The sequence below is a fragment of the Kitasatospora sp. NPDC101235 genome (assembly GCF_044767505.1).
Taxonomy (GTDB): Bacteria; Actinomycetota; Actinomycetes; order Streptomycetales; family Streptomycetaceae; genus Kitasatospora.
Genome location: NZ_JBIWNZ010000018.1, coordinates 147,261 through 161,856, shown reverse-complemented (window position 1 = coordinate 161,856; position 14,596 = coordinate 147,261). Strand labels below are relative to the sequence as shown.

Annotated in this window: 13 protein-coding genes; 5 read left to right on the top strand and 8 right to left on the bottom strand. The window is 74.0% G+C overall.

The window, feature by feature from the left end:
- Positions 1-92: 92 nt before the first annotated feature.
- Both ACIRRH_RS27540 and ACIRRH_RS27535 read right to left on the bottom strand, forming a co-directional pair.
- On the bottom strand, positions 93-518 hold the full coding sequence (locus ACIRRH_RS27540; protein ID WP_403072628.1) for an SsgA family sporulation/cell division regulator: 426 nt from the start codon (positions 516-518) through the stop codon (positions 93-95).
- Between the two features lie 197 nt (positions 519-715).
- Entirely contained in the window at positions 716-1,531 is an 816-nt protein-coding gene (locus ACIRRH_RS27535) for an IclR family transcriptional regulator (RefSeq protein ID WP_403072625.1), read from the bottom strand.
- 238 nt (positions 1,532-1,769) lie between these two features.
- Between ACIRRH_RS27535 and ACIRRH_RS27530 the strand changes: the two genes are divergently transcribed.
- A complete protein-coding gene (locus ACIRRH_RS27530) occupies positions 1,770-2,339 on the top strand; it encodes an NUDIX domain-containing protein (protein ID WP_403072622.1) in 570 nt (189 codons plus the stop codon).
- Here ACIRRH_RS27530 and ACIRRH_RS27525 read toward each other — a convergent pair whose 3' ends face one another.
- The 4 genes from ACIRRH_RS27525 to pdhA all read right to left on the bottom strand — a co-directional run bounded on the left by ACIRRH_RS27525 (position 2,340) and on the right by pdhA (position 7,702).
- Positions 2,340-3,989: a globin domain-containing protein gene (locus ACIRRH_RS27525; RefSeq protein WP_403072619.1), complete on the bottom strand. Its 1,650-nt coding sequence runs from the start codon at positions 3,987-3,989 to the stop codon at positions 2,340-2,342.
- A gap of 232 nt (positions 3,990-4,221) precedes the next feature.
- Positions 4,222-5,511, bottom strand: coding sequence for a dihydrolipoamide acetyltransferase family protein (locus tag ACIRRH_RS27520; protein ID WP_403072761.1), 1,290 nt, complete (start codon positions 5,509-5,511; stop codon positions 4,222-4,224).
- On the bottom strand, positions 5,511-6,479 hold the full coding sequence (locus ACIRRH_RS27515) for an alpha-ketoacid dehydrogenase subunit beta (RefSeq protein ID WP_403072758.1): 969 nt from the start codon (positions 6,477-6,479) through the stop codon (positions 5,511-5,513). The genes ACIRRH_RS27520 and ACIRRH_RS27515 overlap by 1 nt, the downstream gene beginning before the upstream one ends.
- A gap of 80 nt (positions 6,480-6,559) precedes the next feature.
- Positions 6,560-7,702, bottom strand: coding sequence for a pyruvate dehydrogenase (acetyl-transferring) E1 component subunit alpha (gene pdhA / locus ACIRRH_RS27510; RefSeq protein WP_403072616.1), 1,143 nt, complete (start codon positions 7,700-7,702; stop codon positions 6,560-6,562).
- A 149-nt stretch (positions 7,703-7,851) separates the two neighbouring features.
- Here pdhA and ACIRRH_RS27505 point away from each other — a divergent pair, with 149 nt between their 5' ends.
- Complete coding sequence (locus ACIRRH_RS27505) at positions 7,852-8,316, top strand: Lrp/AsnC family transcriptional regulator (RefSeq protein ID WP_403072614.1); 465 nt, start codon at positions 7,852-7,854, stop codon at positions 8,314-8,316.
- A 9-nt stretch (positions 8,317-8,325) separates the two neighbouring features.
- Here ACIRRH_RS27505 and ACIRRH_RS27500 read toward each other — a convergent pair whose 3' ends face one another.
- Complete coding sequence (locus ACIRRH_RS27500) at positions 8,326-8,910, bottom strand: TetR/AcrR family transcriptional regulator (RefSeq protein ID WP_403072611.1); 585 nt, start codon at positions 8,908-8,910, stop codon at positions 8,326-8,328.
- 129 nt (positions 8,911-9,039) lie between these two features.
- On the opposite strand from ACIRRH_RS27500, the gene ACIRRH_RS27495 reads away from it, so the two are divergent.
- The 3 genes from ACIRRH_RS27495 (at position 9,040) to ACIRRH_RS27485 (ending at position 13,806) form a co-directional block, all read left to right on the top strand.
- Positions 9,040-10,308 (top strand): hypothetical protein, encoded by a 1,269-nt coding sequence (locus tag ACIRRH_RS27495; RefSeq protein ID WP_403072609.1) that lies wholly within the window; start codon positions 9,040-9,042, stop codon positions 10,306-10,308.
- Positions 10,309-10,469: 161 nt separating this feature from the next.
- On the top strand, positions 10,470-12,170 hold the full coding sequence (gene paaN, locus ACIRRH_RS27490) for a phenylacetic acid degradation protein PaaN (protein WP_403072607.1): 1,701 nt from the start codon (positions 10,470-10,472) through the stop codon (positions 12,168-12,170).
- A gap of 145 nt (positions 12,171-12,315) precedes the next feature.
- Positions 12,316-13,806, top strand: a complete 1,491-nt coding sequence (locus ACIRRH_RS27485; protein ID WP_403072604.1) for an FAD-dependent oxidoreductase — start codon at positions 12,316-12,318, stop codon at positions 13,804-13,806.
- An 82-nt stretch (positions 13,807-13,888) separates the two neighbouring features.
- Here the strand turns inward: ACIRRH_RS27485 and ACIRRH_RS27480 are convergent, their stop codons facing one another.
- Positions 13,889-14,455, bottom strand: a complete 567-nt coding sequence (locus tag ACIRRH_RS27480) for a CGNR zinc finger domain-containing protein (RefSeq protein ID WP_403072601.1) — start codon at positions 14,453-14,455, stop codon at positions 13,889-13,891.
- Positions 14,456-14,596 lie beyond the last annotated feature (141 nt).

Below are 14,596 nucleotides of genomic sequence, written 5' to 3'. Positions count from 1 at the left end.
CGTGCGGACAGCCGAAAGGGGCCCGCACCCGGGTGTTCCACCGGGTGCGGGCCCCTTCGCCGTGCCTGTGCGGGCTGCCGCCGCCGGAGCGCTCACCCCGCGTTCTCACGCCCCTTGAGCAGGTCCGCGAGCTGGGCGTCGATGTCCCGCCCGGTGAGCTCCTGCCCCATCGGCACCAGCCGGTCGGTGCGCGCCAGGAACGCGATCAGCGGCGCCGACGAGGCGCGCAGCAGGGCGTCGCCGTCGGGGGAGCGCAGCACGATGCAGATCTCCGAGGGCTCCTCACCGACCGGGCGGATGTGCACGTCGCCCTCGCCCGCCGGTCCGCTGATTCCGTCGAGCAGCAGCTCCCGCGCGAAGTACCAGGTGACCGGGGCGTCGCCGGGCAGGTGGAAGGTGAGCCGGACGGCGTACGGGTCGTCGGCCTCGTACACCAGGTCCACCAGGAGGCGGAAGGAGAGCTCGTGCGAGACCACGAGGTTCATCACCAGGTGACCCTGGACTGTGCTGTGCTGCATGCGCCAGTACCTCTCGTTCTGCCCGCGCCGTCGGTTCGCTTGGTCCGATGGCGGCCGGACATGGTTTCGACGGTTTTTGTGACGGTTTATGCAACCAATCCACGTTCGATCATCATCGTCCACGTTTGGTGATGTAGTGGACAAGGTGTGCTTTTTCAAATGGTGAACAAACCGGAGCAGGTCTGGACCAAGTGGTGTCAGGGGATGAACGAGGGGCTCATCGCCCCGACCCCGCGCCGCAGTTGGCGGGCGGCGGAGGCCAACCGGTCGGCCTGTTCGACCGGAAGCGACAGGGCCATGGTGGCGACCACCGGGCCGATGGTGATCGGGACGGCCGCGCAGACCGTGCCGAGCACGTACTCCTGCCGCTCCAGCACGGGCATGGTCGGCCGCAGCACGGCGAGCCGGCGCAGCACGGCGCTCTCGCCGGTGAGGGTGGACGGGGTGAGCCCGGCCGGCGGATGGCGGGCGAGGTGGTCGCGGCGCGCCTCCTCGGGCAGCTGGCCGAGCAGGCACTGGCCGATGGCGTGCGCGTGGGCGGTGGCCCGGAAGTCCGCCCAGGGCTCGACGGCGGGGCGGTCCGGGTCCTCGACCACGTCCACCACGTGGACCTCGCCGTCCCGGTACAGCGCGAAGTAGACGGCGGCGCCGAGTTCGTCCCGTAACGACTGCATCCGCGTCCGCAGGTCGTGGTCGCAGGACCGGGCTATCCCGTCGAGCGCCTCCCCGGGGAAGAAGCGCCCCTCGGAGCGCCGCAGGTAGCCCTCGTGGGCCAGGGTGCGCAGCAGGTGGTAGGCGGTGCCGAGGGGCAGTTCGGCGGCCCGGGCCAGCTGTTTGGCGGTCGCGCCGCACCGGAAGCCCCCGACTGCCTCCAGCAGCCGCAGCGCCCGCTGGACGGAGCCGATCAGGGTGGGCCTGCGGTCCACCGCCGGCCGCCGCGGCGCGGCCGTCCGGGACTCCCGCGCGATCTCGACCGGCCGCGTTCTCTCGAACGGCTGTGCGATCCGATCCATGCCACCCAACCCCCAGCCCGAGTCCCTCGTACAGGTCCGTGCCCAGAACGGGCGTGCGGAGCGAAACCTCCGATTTGCCCAATAGCTGCTCATTGCAGCACAACGGGCCCCCGAACGGATGCACCCGACCGGGTCGGCGTTTCGACCCGTTCCCGGTGCGTTTCGACCCGTTCCCCGGGTTTCGCCCCCTCCCCGGTGCGGGAGACTCCCGCACAACGCGCCAGTCCCGGAGGTGGCCATGGGCCCCGAGAACCGCATCCCGCCACCGCGCCCGGTCGTGAAGCGCACCGCGCGGGCGATCCTGCTGGACCTGGACCCGGACGATCCGTACGGCCCGGCCTCGATCGTGCTGATCCGGCGGGTCCGGCCGGGCGCGCCGCACCCGTACTGGATCACCCCCGGCGGCGGGGTCGAGCGCGAGGACCGGACGGTGGTCGAGGCGCTGCACCGCGAGGTCGACGAGGAGCTCGGCGGCAAGATCGTGGACGTGGTGCCGGCCTTCGTCGACACCATCAGCCACGCCCTCCCCCATCCTCCGGCCGGGGGGACCCCGGTCGACGGCGGCACCCTGCCGCACCCGCACGGGGTCAAGGTGCAGCACTTCTTCGTCTGCCGGCTCGCCTCGATGGACCTCAGCCGGCGGCACGGGCCCGAGGTGACCGACCCCAACGGCGAGTACGAGGTGGTCCGGCTTCCGTTCACCCGCGAGGGCGTCACCTCCGTCAACGTGGTCCCGCCCCGGCTGCGGGCATACCTGGCGGCCAACATCGAGGGCATCCGCGCGCTCCTCGCCCCCGACCTCGGGTGATCACCAGGCGGCCGGGTCGCCGACCGGGTCGTGCCGGATCCGCTCGGCCGGCACCCCGGTGCGCAGCAGCACCCCGACGCCCTGGCGCACCATCGCGGGCGGCCCGCTGAGCACCGCCTCGCGGCCGGTCCACGGGCCGAACCGGCCCACCACCTCGGGCAGTTCGCCGGTCAGCAGGCCGCCGGCCGAACCACCCCCGGGCAGCGGACCACCGGCCGGCCCGCTGCCGGACAGCACCGGACTGACCGTCAGCCAGGGGTGGTGCGCGGCCAGTTCGCGCAGCCCGTCCAGCTCGTACAGATCCTCGGCCCGGCGGGCCCCGTAGAACACCTCGACCCGGCGGCCGGGCGTGCCGTGCTCGACGGCCTCCTCGACCAGGGCGCGGATCGGTGCGATGCCGGTGCCGCCGCCGAGGCAGAGCAGGTCCGGGCCGGCCGCGTGGTCGACGGTCATCGAGCCGGCCGCCGGACCGAGCCGCAGCACGTCCCCGGGCGCGGCGCGGTGGACCAGCGCGTTGCTCACCCAGCCCGCCTGGACGGCCTTGACGTGGAAGGTCAGCAGCCCGTCCGGGCGGGGCGCGGCGGCGAAGGAGTAGTGCCGCCAGACCCGCGGCCACCAGGGCGTCTCCAGAGCCGCGTACTGCCCGGCCCGGAACGGGTAGGCCTGGTCCGGCCGGACGGTGATCGCCGCGACGTCCCGGGTGCGGCGCTCGTGCCGGACGATCTCGCCCTGCCACCAGGGCGGCGAGGTGCGGGCGTCCTCCTCGGCGGCCTCGATCATGGCCGAGGAGATCATCCGGTAGGCGCGGCGCCAGGCCTGCTCGGCCTCGGCGCCCCAGCCGCCGCCCGCGTACCGGGCCAGCGTCTGCACCAGGCACTCCTCCACCGCGACGTAGTGGCCGGTCAGCGTGCCGTACCGGCGGTGGCTGCGGCCGAGTCCGGCCAGCGTGGCGCGCAGGGCCACCGGCTGGTCGATCTCGCGCACGACGGCCAGCAGGGTGCGGAACAGCCGGTCGCGGTGGACGTCCATGGCGGCGGGGAAGAACGAGCGGAGCTCGGGGTGGCGCAGGAAGAGCAGCGCGTAGAAGTGCGCGGTGGCCCGGTCGGCGACCGGCTCGACGGCGGCGAGGCCGGCCCGGACCAGCTCGACGTCCCGGGTGGTGAGCGGCTGGTCCCCGGCGGCCCGGTCGGGCCCGGCGGCCGGCAGCGCGGCGGCGGGGGGCGCGGCCGGAAGCCGTCCGGCGGGGGTCCGCACACCCCAGGCCTCGCTCCACCGGTCGCCCGGGCCGGCCCGGTTGAGGCCGGGCACGTCGACGAACAGCGGGCGGAACGCGGTGGCGGGGGCGGGCGCGGGCACGGGGGCAGGAACGGGCACGGGGACGGCCGGCGGCTGCACCGGCCGGGCCGGGATCACCGGCCGGACGGGCTCCAGCAGCGACACCGGCGGCAGCACCGCTGTCGGCGCGTCCGCCGGAGCTGCCGACGCCGGCGACACCGGCGGCCGGTCCGGCGGGTCCAGGGGCATCGGCGGCCGGACGGTCAGCTCCCGCGACCGGCGCCCTCCGGGCGCGGCCGCCGGCAGGCCCGGGACGGAGGTGACCCCCGCCGAGCCGTGCCCGGTGCGGACCAGGACCGTTCCGCGGGACCTCACCGCTACGTTTCGAGTACCCAAGAGAATCGTTTCGCCTCCGGCCGCCCTGCGCCACCACCCGGCTTGTCCCTGCTGGCGCCAAGGCAGCGTGGCACGCCCGGACCGCTCGTCCGGCGAATCGCGCGAAGCCCGGACATCCGGGCCCGGAACGCGCTACTCTCCCCGGCCCACGGTCGCCCTGGGCGCCCCTCCGCGCACCCAGGGCAATCGCGGCCCCGCCCGACGGCCGGGCTCAGAGCTGCCGCAGCAGCATCCCCGGCTGCTCCACGCAGTCCGCGACGAACCGCAGGAAGCCGCCCGCCGTCCCGCCGTCGCAGACCCGGTGGTCGAAGGTGAACGACAGCTGCGTCACCTCGCGCACCGCCAACTCCCCCTGGTGGACCCAGGGTTTGGCGACGATCCGGCCGACCCCGAGCATCGCCGCCTCCGGGTGGTTGAGGATCGGGGTGGAGCCGTCCACGCCGAACACCCCGTAGTTGTTCAACGTGAAGGTGCCACCGGTCAGTTCGGCCGGGGTGAGTCCGCCGCTGCGCGCCGCCTCGGTCAACCGGCCAAGCTCCTCGCCCAGTTGCTCGGTGCTGTGGTTCTGCGCGTCCCGCACCACCGGGACGACCAGCCCGCGCTCGCCCTGGGCGGCGAAGCCCAGGTGCACCGCCGAGTGCCGGATGATGCCCGAACCGTCCTCGGTCACCGAGGAGTTGAGCTCCGGGAAGCGCGTCAGCGCCACCGTGCAGATCCGCGCCAGCAGCGCCAGCACGCTCACCTTCGGCCCGGGCGTGGCATTCAACTGCCGCCGCAGCGCCATGAGTTCGGTGGCGTCCGCGTCCACCCAGCAGGTCGCCGCCGGGATCTCCCGGTGGCTGCGGCCGAGCTTCTCGGCCACCGCCTTGCGCAGCCCGCGCAACGGGACGACACCCTCCTGCGCGGCGGGCCCGGCGACCGCCGGAGCGGCCACCTTGGCCGCGACCGCCCGTTCGACGTCCGCACGCATGATCAGCCCGTCCGGCCCGCTCCCGGTGAGCGCGGCCAGGTCGACCCCCTGCTCCCGGGCCAGCCGCCGCACCAGCGGCGAGATCACCGGCACCACCGCCGGCCCGGCCGGCACGGCCGCAGCCGGCGCGGGAGCCACCACGGCCACGGCCGAGGCCGGTGCCCCGACCCGGCGCCGCCGCCCGCCCCGGCCCGGCTCGGCGACCCCGAACCCGACCAGCGGCCGCTCCACCTCGGCAGCGGCAACGGCCGGCTCGACCGGAGCCTCCGGAGTGCTCCCCTCCGCCGGCGCCACCGCGACCGTCACCAGCGGTGCGCCCACGGCGATCTCCTCGCCCTCCTCGCCGTACCGCGCGGTGACCACCCCGCCGTACGGGCAGGGCACCTCCACCACGGCCTTGGCGGTCTCCACCTCCACCACCGGCTGGTCGACCGCGATCACCTCGCCGACCTCGACCATCCAGCGCACCACCTCCGCCCCGGTGAGCCCCTCACCGAGGTCGGGCAGCCGGAACTCCCGCACGACGGGCATCATCCTCGGTCCTCCCACTGCAGCCGGGCGACCGCGTCCAGGATCCGGTCCACCCCGGGCAGGTGGTGGTGCTCCAGCATCGGCGGCGGGTACGGGACGTCGAAGCCGGTGACCCGCAGCACGGGCGCGGCCAGGTGGTGGAAGCAGCGCTCGGTCACCCGGGCGGCGATCTCCGCGCCGGTGCCGCCGAAGCCGCTCGCCTCGTGCACCACCACGGCCCGGCCGAGCGAGCGCACCACCCGGCAGACCGTCTCGTCGTCGAACGGCACCAGGGTGCGCAGGTCCAGCACCGCGAGGTCCCAGCCCTCGGCCTGCGCCGCCTCGGCCGCCTCCAGGCAGACCGGCAGCGAGGGGCCGTAGGTGATCAGCACGGCGGAGGTGCCGGTGCGCCGCAGCACCGCCCGGCCGATCGGCTCGACCGGCGCCGCCGGGTCGAAGTCGGCCTTGCCCCAGTAGAGCCGCTTGGGCTCCAGGAAGACCACCGGGTCGTCGGAGGCGATCGAGGCGCGCAGCAGCCCGTACGCGTCGGCCACCGTCCCCGGCGTGACCACGTGCAGGCCGGGGGTGCTGGTGTAGTACGCCTCGGAGGCGTCGCTGTGGTGCTCGACGCCGCCGATGCCGCCGCCGTACGGGATGCGGACGGTGATCGGCAGCGGGAGCCTGCCCGCCGTGCGGTTGCGCATCTTGGCGACGTGCGAGAACAGCTGCTCCAGCGCCGGGTAGGCGAAGGCGTCGAACTGCATCTCGACCACCGGGCGCAGCCCGTACATCGCCATGCCGATCGCGGTGCCGAGGATGCCCGCCTCGGCCAGCGGGGTGTCCAGGCAGCGTTCCGGGCCGAACTCGGCGGTGAGCCCGTCGGTGATCCGGAAGACGCCGCCGAGCGCGCCGACGTCCTCGCCGAGCACGTGCACCGCCGGGTCCTCGCGCATGGCGTCCCGCAGCGCGGAGTTGAGCGCCTGCGCCATGCTTGCGGTACGGGCACCGGAGGTGTTCCGTACCGCCGCTGCGCCGAGGGCGGGGGCGGGCGACGGGTGGGAAGCCGTGCTCATCGGTCGGCCACCTCCGCCTCCGCGGCCAGCTCGGCGGCCAACTGTTCTGCCTGCTCCCTCAGTTGAGGGGTGGGTTCGGCGAAGACGTGGGCGAACAGCGACATCGGGTCCAGGGCCGGGTCGGCGTGGAACTCGGCCCGCATCCGGGCCGCCAGTGCCTCCGCCTCGTCCGCCGCCTCCCGCACCAGCCGGTCGTCCAGCAGGCCGAGCCCGCGCAGCGCCCGCTCCATCAGCTGGATCGGGTCGTGCTCGCGCCAGGCGGCCACCTCGGACTCGGTGCGGTAGCGGGTGGCGTCGTCGGCGTTGGTGTGGGCGTCGATCCGGTAGGTCAGCGCCTCGACCAGGGTCGGGCCCCCGCCGGCCCGGGCCCGCTCGACCGCCTCGGTCAGCACCGAGTGCACGGCGGGCGCGTCGTTGCCGTCCACCAGCCGGCCCGGCATGCCGTAGCCGACGGCCTTGTGGGCCAGGCTCGGCGCGGCGGACTGCGCGCTGAGCGGGACGGAGATCGCGTAGCCGTTGTTCTGCACCAGGAAGACCACCGGGGCACCCAGCACGGCCGCGAAGTTCAGCGCCTCGTGGAAGTCGCCCTCGCTGGTGCCGCCGTCGCCGAGCATCGCCAGCGCGACCACCGGCTCGCCGCGCAGGCGGGCGGCGTGCGCCAGCCCGACGGCGTGCGGGGCCTGGGTGGCGAGCGGGGTGCAGAGCGGGGCGGTGCGGCTGGCCCGCGGGTCGTAGCCGGTGTGGGCGCTGCCGCGCAGCAGCGTCAGCGCCTCCAGCGGGTCGACGCCCCGGGAGACCACGGCGAGGGTGTCGCGGTAGCTGGGGAAGAGCCAGTCGCACTCGCCGAGCACCAGCGCGGCGGCGACCTGGCAGGCCTCCTGGCCGGTGGACGCCGGGTAGACGGCGAGCCTGCCCTGCTTGGTCAGGGTGGTGGCCTGCTGGTTGTACCGGCGGCCGACGACCAGCCGGCGGTAGAGCTCGCGCAGCAGGGCCGGGTCGTACTTCTCCAGCGCGGGGGTGCCGATCGCCCGGACGGGGGAGAGGTCCGGGAGGAGGGGTGCCGGATCGGCGCGCGGGGCGGTGGCCCCGGGCAGCCAGCCGGGCACAGGCGCGTGGTGTCTGTGGTCGAGAACGGTCATCTCGGGGCACCTCCAGGGGTGGCGGGGGCTCCCTACCGATTGTTCGGTCGTCTGTTCATCTTGACCAGAAGCGTGACAAGGTGGTGGACATTCGGCCCGTTCGGCGGTCGACTGGTGGCAGTACGTCCAATCGGGGAGGGTGGGGGGTCATGTCGGCTGAACAGATGTCCAGACTCGACCGGGTCGACCGGTCGATCCTGCGGCTGCTGCAGCAGGACGGTCGCGCCTCCATCCGCTCGGTGGCCGAGCGGGTGCACGTGTCCCGGGCCAACGCGTACGCCCGGATCTCCAGAATGGTCGAGGACGGCATCATCCGCGGCTTCACTGCCAGGGTGGACCACGAACGGGCGGGTCAGGCCGCGTCCGCGTACATCACCCTGAAAATCGTCCAGAACTCCTGGCGGACGGTGCGCGAGCAGCTGCTGGAACTGCCCGGGGTGGCGCACATCGCGCTGGTCGGCGGGGACTTCGACGTCCTGCTGCTGGTGCACACCGCCGACAACAAGACCCTGCGGGAGCTGGTGCTGGGCAGCATCCAGTCCATCCCCCAGGTGCTCGGCACCCGCACCATGCTGGTCTTCGAGGAGACCGACCAGGTGCCGCCCCTCTCGTGAGGGGACGGCTCAGCGCGCCCGCAGCCCGTCGAAGGCCAGGTGGACCACCGCGTCCGCGACCCCGTCGGCGGCCTTGAGCCCCGGCCGGTACCACTCCACGATCGAGTTGATCATCCCGAACAGGAGCCGGGTGGCCAGCCGCGGCTCCACGTCCGCGCGCAGCGCGCCGTCCGCGACCGCCGCCCGCAGCAGCCCGGCGACCTGGTGGTCGAAGTCCCGCCGGCGCTCCAGCGCCCACTGCTCGGTGGCCGTGTTGCCGCGCACCCGCAGCAGCAGCGTCACGTACGGCAGCTCCTCCAGCAGCACCTCGGTGGTGCGCCGCACCACGTGCTCCAGCCGCTCCACCGCCGGGCCCTCGACCGCGGCCGGCTCGGCCAGGATCGCGAACAGCCCGTCCAGCGCCCGCCCGACCGCCAGGCGCAGCAGCTCCTCCTTGCCGCGCACGTGGTGGTAGATGGAGGACTTGGAGATCCCGGCCGCCCGGGACAGGTCCTCCATGGAGGTGCCGTCGTAGCCACGCTCGTTGAAGACGTCGACGGTCACCGCGAGCAGTGACTCCACGGTGTAGGCGGTGCGCGTGGTGTGATCGGCCATCCTCCGAGTATCCCCGGCCGCCCCTGGCGGTACTCGATCGGGTCCGGCTGGTCCACACCAACCGAAGGAGGCAGGCCCTAGACTCTCCGGACGATCCGTCCACGTCCAGAGCACTGGGGTCCACGGCCGATGAACGCAATACGGGCAGTCGCCTCCGACGTGCCAGAGCAGCGCAGCGGGGATCCGGACGACGCCGCGCGCACCTGGCAGGAGCGCGCCCGCGCCCTGGTGGTCCGCTTCGGACCGGCCGTGTGGTGCTACGCGGTGCTGAAGCTGATCGGCTTCACCGTCTTCATGAAGCTGCTCTCCTTCGCCGGCGCGTACGCCACGAAGCCGGCCCGGTTCGGCGGCGGCGCCAATCCCTGGGACGTGGTGGCCAGCTGGGACGGCTGGTGGTACCAACAGGTGGCCCAGTTCGGGTACCACCCGGCGCTCGTCCCGATACCGAACGGGCCGGTCGGCTTCAACGTCGAGCAGAACTCGGCCGCGTTCTTCCCGCTCTACCCGGGCCTGATGCGGCTCACCTCGGACGCCACCGGCCTCGGCCTGTACGGCGCCGGGATGCTGGTCTCGGTGGTGGCCTCGCTGTTCGCCGCGGCCGGCATCTACGCCGTGGTGGAGAAGCTGACCGGCGACGCGCGCTCGGGCGTGATCGCGGCCGGGATCTGGGCGATCGCCCCGGGCTCGGGCGCCGAGTGGGCGGTCTACTCGGACTCCCTCTTCGTCGCCCTGGCCGCCTGGGCCTGCTACTGCGTGATGACCAAGCAGTGGGTCGCTGCCGGGGTGATCACCCTGGTCGCCGGGCTCAACCGGCCGACCTCGGCGGCCCTGATCGGCGCCGTGGGCCTGGCCGCGCTGGTCGAGCTGTACCGCCGGGAGAGCGGCGTCCTGCGCCCGCTGACCGCGATGCTGCTGGCCCCGCTCGGCCTGCTCGGCTACGTCGGCTGGGTGGGCTGGCGGACGGGCGAGTGGGGCGGCTACTTCCGACTCCAGCACGACGCCTGGCTGCACTACTTCGACTGGGGCCAGGGCACCTGGCACGCGATCCGCGGGGTGCTGCTGGGCCGCAGCGACTACCCCTTCGCCTTCCCGCTGCCGGACCTGTTCGCCACCCTGATCGTGCTCAGCCTGCCGATGCTGATCGTGCTGCTGATCCGGCTGCGCCCGCCGCTGGTGCTGACCGCCTACACGCTCGCCACGATCGTCTCGGTGCTCGGCAGCCTGGGCATCTTCGGCAACGTCTCGCGCTACCTGCTGCCCGCGTTCCCGCTGTTCATCGCGCTGGCGGTGGGGATGCGCAAGCTGAGCCTGCCGGTGCTGGCCACCGTCCTGGGCACCGGTGCGGTCGCCTCCGGCTGGTACGCCGGGTACGTGATATTCGAGCTCGGCGTGCCGTAGACCCCTGCTCGCCCGAGCCCACGGGGGCGCGTCCGCCACGGACGCGCCCCCGTTCGTTTCGGTGGATTCCCCGCCACGGCACCCTCTTGAGCCGACCGATCGTTCGGTTACCCTGTGACGTGTCCCGTCCTGCTTTTCGAGGCCCTCCGAGGAGCGCACAGATGTCCGCAGCGGTCACCCACCCCCTCGTCAGCGAGCTGGTCGAGCGCCACCAGGCCACCCTGGACGCCGCGCTCGCCGCCGCCGCCAAGCGCGACTACTGGTCGCCCTACCCCGAGTTCCCGAAGGCCTACGGCGAGAGCGGCCCGGCGGACGGCAAGGCCGCCTTCGACGCCCTGCTCGGCCGGCCCTTCACCCTCGACGGCCACCCCACCGACGGCGACCAGGTCGGCGGCGAGGCCTCCCCGTACGGCGTCGAGCTGGGCATCACCTACCCGCACGCCGGCCCGGACGCGCTGATCGCCGCACTCACCGCCGCCCGCCCCGGCTGGGCCGCCGCGACCCCGCTGGAGCGCGCCGCCGTCTGCCTGGAGATCCTCCACCGGATCAACGCCCGCTCCCACGAGTTCGCCCAGGCCGTCATGCACACCACCGGCCAGGCCTACGGCATGGCCTTCCAGGCCGGCGGCCCGCACGCCCAGGACCGCGGCCTGGAGGCGGTCACCTACGCCTACGCCGAGCAGACCCGGCTGCCGCAGCAGGCCGGCTGGACCAAGCCGCAGGGCAAGCGCGACCCGCTGGTGATGACCAAGGAGTTCACCGTCGTCCCGCGCGGCCTCGCGCTGCTGATCGGCTGCAACACCTTCCCCACCTGGAACGGCTACCCCGGGCTGTTCGCCTCGCTGGCCACCGGCAACCCGGTGCTGGTCAAGCCGCACCCGCGGGCCGTGCTGCCGCTCGCGCTGACCGTGCGGATCGCCCGCGAGGTGCTCGCCGAGGCCGGCTTCGACCCCAACCTGGTCTGCCTGGCCGCCGAGCACGAGGGCGGCACCGTCGCCCAGGCGCTCGCCGTCCGCCCGGAGATCAAGCTGATCGACTACACCGGCTCCACCGCCTTCGGCGACTGGCTGGAGGAGCACGCCAAGCAGGCGCAGGTGTACACCGAGAAGGCCGGCGTCAACGCGGTGGTGATCGACTCCACCGACGACTACAAGGGCATGCTGGGCAACCTGGCCTTCGCGCTCTCGCTCTACAGCGGCCAGATGTGCACCACCCCGCAGAACGTGCTGATCCCGCGCGGCGGCATCGCCACCGACCAGGGCGACAAGTCCTACGACCAGGTGGTCACCGACCTGGCCGGCGCCATCGAGGGCCTGCTCTCCGACGACGCCCGCGCCGCGGCGATCCTCGGTGCCGTGGTCAACCCCGGGGTGCTCCAGCGCTCGGCCGCCGCGGCCGGCGGCGAGTACGGCGAACTCGCCCTCGCCCCGCGCCCGGTGACCTCGCCGGACTTCCCCGGTGCGACCGTCCGCACCCCCGCGCTGGTCAGGCTGGACGCCGACAAGCCGGACGACCGCGCGGTCTTCCGCAACGAGTGCTTCGGCCCGGTCTCCTTCGTCGTCGCCGTCGAATCCACCGCCGCCGCCGTCGAGTTGCTGCGCACCACGGTCCGCGAGAAGGGCGCCATGACCGCCTCCGGCTACACCACCTCGCCCGAGGTGGAGGCGCTGCTGGTCGAGGCCGCGCTGGACTCCGGCGTCTCGCTCTCGCTCAACCTCACCGGCGGGGTCTACCCCAACCAGACCGCCGCCTTCTCGGACCTGCACGGCACCGGCGCCAACCCGGCCGCCAACTCCGCCTACTGCGACGGCGCGTTCGTCGCCAACCGGTTCCGCACGGTGGAGATCCGCCGGCACTCCTGAGCCCCGTACCGGCGGATCCGGGCCCCGGCGGTCACCCACCGCCGGGGCCCGGCGGTTCACGGCTCCGACCGCGCCCGCGATGATGGAGGCTGGGCGAACGCCGGGAACGGCGTCCGACCGCCCTCCGAGCAACGGGAGCTGACACATGGCCGTGAAGCCGACGACCGAAACCGACGTCCTGATCGTCGGCGCCGGACCGACCGGACTGCTGCTGGCCGGCGATCTCGCCGCCTCCGGAGTCGGCGTCACCGTGCTGGAGAAGCGGTCCGCCGAGTCCAACCTCACCCGGGCCTTCGGCGTGCACGCGCGCACCCTGGAGCTGCTGGACGCCCGGGGCCTGGCCGAGGAGCTGATCGCCACCGGCCGTCCGCTCACCGAACTGAGGTTGTTCGACCGCTTCGGCATCGACTTCGGCTCGCTGCCCACCCGCTTCCCGTTCGTCCTGATCACCCCGCAGTACAACGTCGAACGGCTGCTGCTGGATCGCGCGGAGAAGGCCGGCGCCACCGTGCTGCGCGGCGCCGAGGTCACCGGACTGCGCCAGGACGCCGAGGGCGTGACGCTGGAGACCCGGGACGGCCGCAGCCACCGCGCCGCGTACGCGGTCGCCACCGACGGCGTCCACTCCACCGTCCGCGACCTGCTGGGCATCCCGTTCCCCGGGGAGTCGGTGGTCGACTCGGTGGCGCTGGCCGACGTCCGGCTGGAGCGCGAGCCCGCCCAGGCGATCACCGCCGCCGCCAACCAGGCCGGCTTCGTCTTCATCGCCCCGTTCGGCGACGGCTGGTTCCGGATCATCGCCTGGGACCGCGAGGAACGGTACCCGGACGGCACCACCCCCTCGGCCGAGCAGCTCACCGCCCTCAGCCGGGCCGTCCTCGGCGAGGACTACGGCCTGCACGAGGTGCGCTGGAGCTCCACCTTCCACAGCGACGAGCGGCAGGCCCCCAACTACCGCTCCGGCCGGGTCTTCCTGGCCGGTGACGCCGCGCACTGCCACTCCCCGGCCGGCGGCCTGGGCATGAACACCGGCATGCAGGACGCCGCCAACCTGTCCTGGAAGCTCGCCGCCGCGCTCCGCGGCCGGGCCACCGACGCCCTGCTGGACACCTACCAGACCGAGCGGCACCCGGTCGGCAGGACGGTCCTGCGCACCTCGGGCGCGCTGATCCGGCTGGCGCTCGCCGAGTCCGCCCCCACCCGCGCCCTGCGCGGGGCGCTCACCGCGCTGGGCGGCCACCTCGACCCGGTCACCGAGCGCGGCGCCAGGCTGGTCTCCGGCATCGGCATCTCCTACCCCGCCCCCAGGGACGCCCACCCGCAGGTCGGCAAGCGCGTCCCGGATCTCCGGCTGACCGCCCTGAGCAAGCCCGTCGAGGGCGCCCCGGCCGCTCCCGAGCGGCTCTACGAGGCGCTGCGCGCCGGGAAGTTCGTCCTGGTCAGCAATGACGAGCTGGCCGCCGCCGAACCCTGGACCGACCGCATGGTCTGCGCCGCCCCCGCCGATCCGCACGGCAAGCTGCGCGACACCGTCCTGCTGATCCGCCCGGACGGCTACGTCGCCTGGGCCGCCGTCGATCCCGGCCAGGGCGAGCTCCGCACGGCCCTCACCGACTGGCTCGGCGCCCCGGCCTGACCGTCCTTCGGGCGGGTGCGCGACCCACCGCGCGCCCGCCCGTCCACCCGACCCGGCGCCCGGCCCGGCGCCCGGCCGTCGGTCAGCCCCGCGCCTTCACGTAGTGCCGCGCCGCCTTCGCCCGGTTCCCGCACACCGCCATCCGGCACCACCGCCGACGGCCGTTCTGCGAGGCGTCGAAGAAGTGCAGGATGCACGCCTCGTGCGCGCACTGCTTGACCCGCCGCGCCCCCTGACCGAGCAGCGCGAGGAAGCCGTCCACCGCCAGCCAGGGCGCCAGCCACTGCGGCCGGTCGGTCTCGATCCGGTCCTCGGCCCCGCCCGGCGCCGCCACCCGCCGGATCCGTCCGTGCGCCAGCACCTCGTCCAGTCCGTCCCGCGCAGCTGCGCCCAACTCGCCCTGCTCGCGGGCGTCCTGGGCGGCGAGCAGGATGGCCTCACGGGTCTGCCGGATCGCCGCCAGCCCCGCCTCGTCGGCCGCGCAGCGCTCGCTCAGCCCGGCGGAGGAGAGCCAGAGCGCGTACCCCTCGACGCCGGTGAGCAGGTCGTTGACGGGCTTTCCGGCCCAGCGCGTGTTGAGCAGGTCGAGTGCGAGCGGCTCGCCGATCAGCGGTCGCGGGTCCCTCGGGTCCGGCTGCACGTCAGTCATCGCCCTCCTCGGCTCGGCCCGATTCTACGTCCGCCCCTCCCAGCCCGAACCGGCGTGGACCGGCCCCCGGATCCCGGCCATTCACTGTATGGAACCGCCGAGTTTCCGACCCTCCACAGTTGACTGTTTTTTAGCAACGAA

Excerpts from the sequence above, each read along its gene's own strand:
- paaN (WP_403072607.1), top strand. The coding sequence starts at position 10,470 with ATGTCCGCAGCGGTCACCCACCCCCTCGTCAGCGAGCTGGTCGAGCGC.
- ACIRRH_RS27500 (WP_403072611.1), bottom strand. The coding sequence starts at position 8,910 with ATGGCCGATCACACCACGCGCACCGCCTACACCGTGGAGTCACTGCTC.
- ACIRRH_RS27485 (WP_403072604.1), top strand. The coding sequence starts at position 12,316 with ATGGCCGTGAAGCCGACGACCGAAACCGACGTCCTGATCGTCGGCGCC.
- ACIRRH_RS27535 (WP_403072625.1), bottom strand. The coding sequence starts at position 1,531 with ATGGATCGGATCGCACAGCCGTTCGAGAGAACGCGGCCGGTCGAGATC.
- ACIRRH_RS27530 (WP_403072622.1), top strand. The coding sequence starts at position 1,770 with ATGGGCCCCGAGAACCGCATCCCGCCACCGCGCCCGGTCGTGAAGCGC.
- ACIRRH_RS27495 (WP_403072609.1), top strand. The coding sequence starts at position 9,040 with ATGAACGCAATACGGGCAGTCGCCTCCGACGTGCCAGAGCAGCGCAGC.
- ACIRRH_RS27505 (WP_403072614.1), top strand. The coding sequence starts at position 7,852 with ATGTCGGCTGAACAGATGTCCAGACTCGACCGGGTCGACCGGTCGATC.
- pdhA (WP_403072616.1), bottom strand. The coding sequence starts at position 7,702 with ATGACCGTTCTCGACCACAGACACCACGCGCCTGTGCCCGGCTGGCTG.
- ACIRRH_RS27540 (WP_403072628.1), bottom strand. The coding sequence starts at position 518 with ATGCAGCACAGCACAGTCCAGGGTCACCTGGTGATGAACCTCGTGGTC.
- ACIRRH_RS27520 (WP_403072761.1), bottom strand. The coding sequence starts at position 5,511 with ATGCCCGTCGTGCGGGAGTTCCGGCTGCCCGACCTCGGTGAGGGGCTC.
- ACIRRH_RS27515 (WP_403072758.1), bottom strand. The coding sequence starts at position 6,479 with ATGGCGCAGGCGCTCAACTCCGCGCTGCGGGACGCCATGCGCGAGGAC.
- ACIRRH_RS27480 (WP_403072601.1), bottom strand. The coding sequence starts at position 14,455 with ATGACTGACGTGCAGCCGGACCCGAGGGACCCGCGACCGCTGATCGGC.